Genomic DNA, 4,898 nt, shown 5'->3' with positions numbered 1-4,898 from the left:
GGTCGAGGTAGTGCTCGGGCAGGGCCTCGGCCAGCGCGACGGGACCGGAAGAGCGGGCCAGCAGGTGGGCGATCTCGTCGGCCAGGTCGGCGTCCGAGGGTGGCAGCGCCCAGCCGCCGGAGAGCTGGGCGGCGAACTCCCGGCGGGCGCTGGCCCGGGCGTCGTCGAAGTCCAGGTGCGCATAGACGGTGAGCCGGTGGTCATCGGTACGGCCAGCCGCCCGGCGGCCCTCGTCGATCATCCCCCGGGCCCAGCGGACGTAGGCCGGACTGGCGCCCTCGGCCAGGATCGTGCCGTCGGCCACCCGCCCGGAGAGCCGCAGCGACTTCTCGCCGCGTACCCCGGTCGAGATCGGGGGCGGCTGGTCCGGCGGGTACTCCAGCGACACCTCGGCGAGTTGGGCGTACCGGCCGGCGACGGTGACCTTCTCACCGGCGACCAGCGCGCGTACCGCCGTCACGGTCTCGCCGAGCACCGCCAGCGGCGAGGGGTGGTCGGCACCGACCTGCCGGACCCAGTCCGCCACACCGTGGCCGAATCCGGGCAGGATCCGGCCGGGAAAGAGTCGGGCCAGGTTGGCCAGCTCCATGGCGGCCAGCGCAGGATTACGGAACGCCGCCGGCAGGATGCCGATGCCGATCTTCAGCTTGTCGGTGACCGCGGCGGCCACGGCGGCGCTGGAGACCGCGCCGCCGAAGAAGCAGTCCTCCACCACCCACAGCTCGTCGTAGCCCAGACGTTCCACCAGCCGGGCGTACGCCGGTAACTGCTCCGGGGCGGTGTCGCACCGGTACATCACTCCGATCGGCATCTGTCCCATGTCTGGCAGCCTGCCAGAAGACGCCGACAACGGCCCGCTCTAGACTCGGGCAGTCGCCGAATCGGGAGGTGCAGCCGGTGAACCGGCCACGGGTCGTTGTCATGGGCAGCGCCAACATGGACCTGGTGGTCACCACCGACGTCCTGCCGAAGCCGGGTGAGACGGTCTTCGGCACCGACTTCGTGATGGTCGCCGGTGGCAAGGGTGCCAACCAGGCGATAGCGGCCGCCCGGGCCGGTGCCGACGGCGCCCTGCTCGGCGCGATCGGCTCGGACTCGTTCGGCGTCACCCTCAGGGCCCGGATCGCCGCCGCCGGGGTGGACACGGAGCGGGTCCGGATGGTGTACGGCGCCTCCGGAGTGGCGGTTGTCACTGTCGACGCCGAGGGGGAGAACACCATCGTGGTCACCCCGGCCGCCAACTCGGCCTTCACCGGGCTGACCGAGAGCGAACTGACCGCCGTACGGGATGCCGACGTACTGGTGGCACAGCTGGAGATTCCGGTCGTCACGGTGACCGAGGCGGCCCGTGCGGCCCGTGCCGCCGGTACCCGGGTGCTGCTCAACGCGGCCCCCGCCCAGCCCGTACCGGTCGAACTGCTCGACTCGGTCGACCTGCTGGTGGTGAACGAGACCGAGGCGCGGGCGATCACCGGACGCGGCCGGGAGGACCCGGGCGCGCTGCTCGGCGTCGTGCCCCGCGCGGTGATGACCCTGGGTCGGCACGGTGCCTGGTACGGCGATCGGGACGGCACCGCGACGCACGTACCCCCGGTCAAGGTCGATCTGGTCGACTCGACGGCGGCCGGTGACGCGTTCACCGGTGCGCTGGCGGTGGCCTGGGGCGAGGGCCGGGAACTGGTCGACGCGGTCCGCTGGGCGAGCGCGGCCGGCGCGGCCTGTGCCCGGCGGCTCGGAGCCTCGGTCGCGCTTCCGCTCCGGGCAGAGATCGACGCCCTCTACGTTCCGGCCGGCTGAGGGTACCTCGGGTCAACCAGGGCACCGGCCTGTTCCGATCCGGTGGGTTGATCGGGGGGCGCATCATGACGGCATGGTGCGATTCGTGCTCAACCTGCTCTGGCTGATCTTCGGTAGCGGTATCGCGCTCGCCATCGGGTACGGGATAGCGGCGCTCATCTGCTTCGTGTTCATCGTGACCATCCCGTTCGGGGTCGCCGCACTCCGGTTGGCCTACTACTCGCTGTGGCCGTTCGGGCGGACCCTCGTGGTCAAGCCCGGCGCCGGAATCGGCTCGGGCCTGGCCAACGTGCTCTGGGTGATACTGGCGGGCTGGTGGCTCGCGCTCATGCATCTCGTCGCCGGGGTCGCGCTCTGCCTGACGATCATCGGGATTCCGTTCGGTGTCGCCAACTTCAAGCTGGTGCCGGCCGCGTTCTGGCCGCTCGGCCGCGAGGTGATGGAGGTCGACGATCTCCGGCGCCCCGGTACGGTCTCCGCGTAGCCATCCTGACGGCCGCACCGCCCCCGGTCCGGCCCGGCTCGGCCCGATCTGCCTCAATTCGGCTCGGCCGGGTCAGGTCGAGGTCAGCGCCGTGCGGCTGCGCCGAAGGAAATCCCGCTCCACCGCGTTCCCGGTCAGGCTCTCGGCCCGCTCGTACGCCTGGACCGCCTCGGTGGTGCGTCCGAGCCGGCGGAGCAGATCGGCCCGGACGGCGTGGAACAGGTGGTGGCCGGTCAGGTCGAGTCGGTCGACGAGGTCGAGTGCCGCTGCCGGTCCGTCGACCTCGGCCACCACGATCGCGCGGTTCAACGCCACCATCGGGCTCGGGGCGAGTGCGTGCAGGTGGTCGTACAGTCGGAGGATCTGTGCCCAGTCCGTGGCGGCCGCGTCCGGGGCGTCGCTGTGCACGGCGTTGATCGCGGCCTGGATCTGGTACGGGCCGGGTTGGTTGCGCCGTAGGCAACGCCGGACGAGAGCCCGGCCCTCGGCGACGAGTTCCCGGTCCCAGCGGGCGCGGTCCTGGTCCGCCAGCCGGACGAAGGCACCGTCCGGGGTGGTCCGGCTGGGCCGGCGCGCCTCGATGAGCAGGAGCAGCGCGAGCAGCCCGAGGACCTCCGGCTCGTCCGGCATGAGCTCGGCGAGCAGCCGGCCGAGTCGGATCGCCTCCGCGCAGAGGTCCTCGCGGACCAGTCGGTCACCCGAGCTGGCCGTGTGACCCTCGGTGAAGATCAGGTAGACCACGGCGAGTACGGTCCGGAGCCGGTCCGGAAGGTCGGCCTCGGCCGGAACCCGGTACGGAATCCGCGCGTCCCGGATCTTGCCCTTCGCCCGGACCAGTCGTTGCGCCATCGTCGGCTCGGGTACGAGGAAGGCGTGGGCGATCTCCGCCGTGGTGAGTCCGCCCAGTAGCCGTAGCGTCAGGGCGACCTGGGCGGTGGGCGCGAGCGCCGGGTGGCAGCAGGTGAAGATCAGGCGCAGCCGTTCGTCGTGCACGGGACCCTCCTCGGCCGGTTGGTCGTGGGCCTCCTGGGCGTCGTGAGCGTTCTGGGCGTGCAGCAGCGCGGCCTGGGCGTGCCGGTCCGGTCGGGACGCCTCCCGACGGAGGCGGTCGATCGCCCGGTTGCGGGCGGTCGTGATGATCCATCCGGCCGGGCTGGGCGGCGGTCCGCTGGACGCCCACCGCTGCACCGCCGTCGCGAACGCGTCCTGGACCGCGTCCTCGACAACGTCGATGTCGCCGAAGACGCGGACCAGGACGGCGACCGCGCGCCCGTACTCCGCGCGGAACACCCTCTCGATCTCCGGGGCGGCCCCGGGTGCCGGATCGGGCCGGTCAGGCCTGCGGGGGGTCACAGCTGTCGGCCTCGTCCGCCAACGGCCGTACCTCGATCGGTAGCAGGCCGATCGCCTCAGCGAGCTTGCGGCCCCAGACCAGCGCGGCGTCGAGGTCGGGTGCCTGGACCACGGTGAACCCGCCGAGGTGCTCCCTGCCCTCGACGTAGGGGCCGTCGGTGATCAGCGTGTCGCCGTCCCTGGCCCGTACCACCGTGGCCGTGCTCGGTGGATGCAGCCCGCCCGCGAAGACCCACGCCCCGGCGGACTTCATCTCCTGGTTCAGGGCGGCGAGGTTTTTCATGATCGGTTCCAGTACCTCGGGCGGGGGTGGGTCACCGTCCGGCTGGTAGATGCTGAGCAGGTACTGCGGCATCTCGACACCTCCTGTTCTGGCTCGCCGCCGGCACGGCACCGGCGGCCTCCTACCTTCTATACGAACGAGGTCGGCCGGATCGACAATCGGGCCCCGTGCCGGCGGGGACGCACGATCGCGGCCAGCATCAAATGCGGAAGTCCGGCGCATGTTCGCCGAGATCTATCCTGCATGGGGACGCCCCGCTCGAACACGCGGCGATACACCTCCGTAACCGGAACTGGCGAGCGTTGGGGAGGCGTCATGACAGCAGGATCGACCGAGCCGGCGCCGGTCCGGGTCGTGGTGGTGGGAAGCACGAACCTGGACCTGGTGGTGACGACGACGACACTGCCCCGACCGGGGGAAACGGTGCTCGGCAACGCGCTGCGCACCGTCCCCGGAGGCAAGGGTGCCAATCAGGCGGTGGCCGCCGCGCGGGCCGGCGCGAGTTGCGCGTTCATCGGTGCGATCGGGCGGGACGGCTTCGCCGACCAGCTCCGGGCCAACCTCGCGGAGTCGAATGTCGATGTACGGGGCCTGCGGGACGTGCCCGGCCCGTCCGGGGTGGCGCTGATCGCGGTGGACGCGTCGGCCGAGAACCTCATCGTGGTCGCCCCCGGCGCGAACGGCGAACTGACCAGTCTCGCCGACCCGGACCGGGTGGCCGTCGAGGCGGCGGACGTACTGCTGTGCCAGCTTGAGGTGCCGTTGTCGGCGGTGGTCCAGGCCGCCCGATGGGCCCGCGGCGCCGGCACCACCGTCGTACTGAACGCGGCACCGGCCCGCCCGCTGCCGGCGGAGTTGCTCGACGCGGTCGACCTGCTGGTGGTCAACCAGGTCGAGGCGGCCGTGGTTGCCGGCCAGGCCGGTGGCGAGCAGAGTTTGGCTGGCGCCGACGGGCCGGGCGGCGACGGGCCGGGCGCCGAC

At 72.1% G+C, this 4,898-nt stretch carries 6 protein-coding genes; 3 read left to right on the top strand and 3 right to left on the bottom strand.

Annotation, left to right across the window (positions count from 1 at the left end):
- On the bottom strand, nt 1-820 hold an 820-nt coding region (locus I0C86_RS38925; protein WP_196206323.1), incomplete at its 3' end, for an LLM class flavin-dependent oxidoreductase.
- A 77-nt stretch (nt 821-897) separates the two neighbouring features.
- On the opposite strand from I0C86_RS38925, the gene I0C86_RS38920 reads away from it, so the two are divergent.
- Both I0C86_RS38920 and I0C86_RS38915 read left to right on the top strand, forming a co-directional pair.
- A complete protein-coding gene (locus I0C86_RS38920) occupies nt 898-1,797 on the top strand; it encodes a ribokinase (RefSeq protein WP_196206322.1) in 900 nt (299 codons plus the stop codon).
- A 73-nt stretch (nt 1,798-1,870) separates the two neighbouring features.
- Entirely contained in the window at nt 1,871-2,281 is a 411-nt protein-coding gene (locus I0C86_RS38915; protein WP_196206321.1) for a YccF domain-containing protein, read from the top strand.
- A 72-nt stretch (nt 2,282-2,353) separates the two neighbouring features.
- On the opposite strand, the gene I0C86_RS38910 is transcribed toward I0C86_RS38915, so the two are convergent.
- Together I0C86_RS38910 and I0C86_RS38905 are read right to left on the bottom strand one after the other, a co-directional pair.
- On the bottom strand, nt 2,354-3,634 hold the full coding sequence (locus I0C86_RS38910; RefSeq protein ID WP_196206320.1) for an RNA polymerase sigma factor: 1,281 nt from the start codon (nt 3,632-3,634) through the stop codon (nt 2,354-2,356).
- Complete coding sequence (locus I0C86_RS38905; RefSeq protein ID WP_196206319.1) at nt 3,615-3,989, bottom strand: YciI family protein; 375 nt, start codon at nt 3,987-3,989, stop codon at nt 3,615-3,617. The genes I0C86_RS38910 and I0C86_RS38905 overlap by 20 nt, the downstream gene beginning before the upstream one ends.
- Before the next feature lie 243 nt (nt 3,990-4,232).
- On the opposite strand from I0C86_RS38905, the gene I0C86_RS38900 reads away from it, so the two are divergent.
- On the top strand, nt 4,233-4,898 hold a 666-nt coding region (locus I0C86_RS38900; RefSeq protein ID WP_196206318.1), incomplete at its 3' end, for a PfkB family carbohydrate kinase.

Source organism: Plantactinospora alkalitolerans (assembly GCF_015690345.1).
GTDB lineage: Bacteria > Actinomycetota > Actinomycetes > Mycobacteriales > Micromonosporaceae > Plantactinospora > Plantactinospora alkalitolerans.
The sequence above is the reverse complement of the archived record's forward strand: the minus strand, read 5'-3'. Positions and strand labels throughout refer to the sequence as shown.

What these genes read in the sequence shown, in the direction of transcription:
- I0C86_RS38915 (WP_196206321.1), top strand. Translation starts at nt 1,871, where the DNA reads ATGGTGCGATTCGTGCTCAACCTGCTCTGGCTGATCTTCGGTAGCGGT.
- I0C86_RS38905 (WP_196206319.1), bottom strand. Translation starts at nt 3,989, where the DNA reads ATGCCGCAGTACCTGCTCAGCATCTACCAGCCGGACGGTGACCCACCC.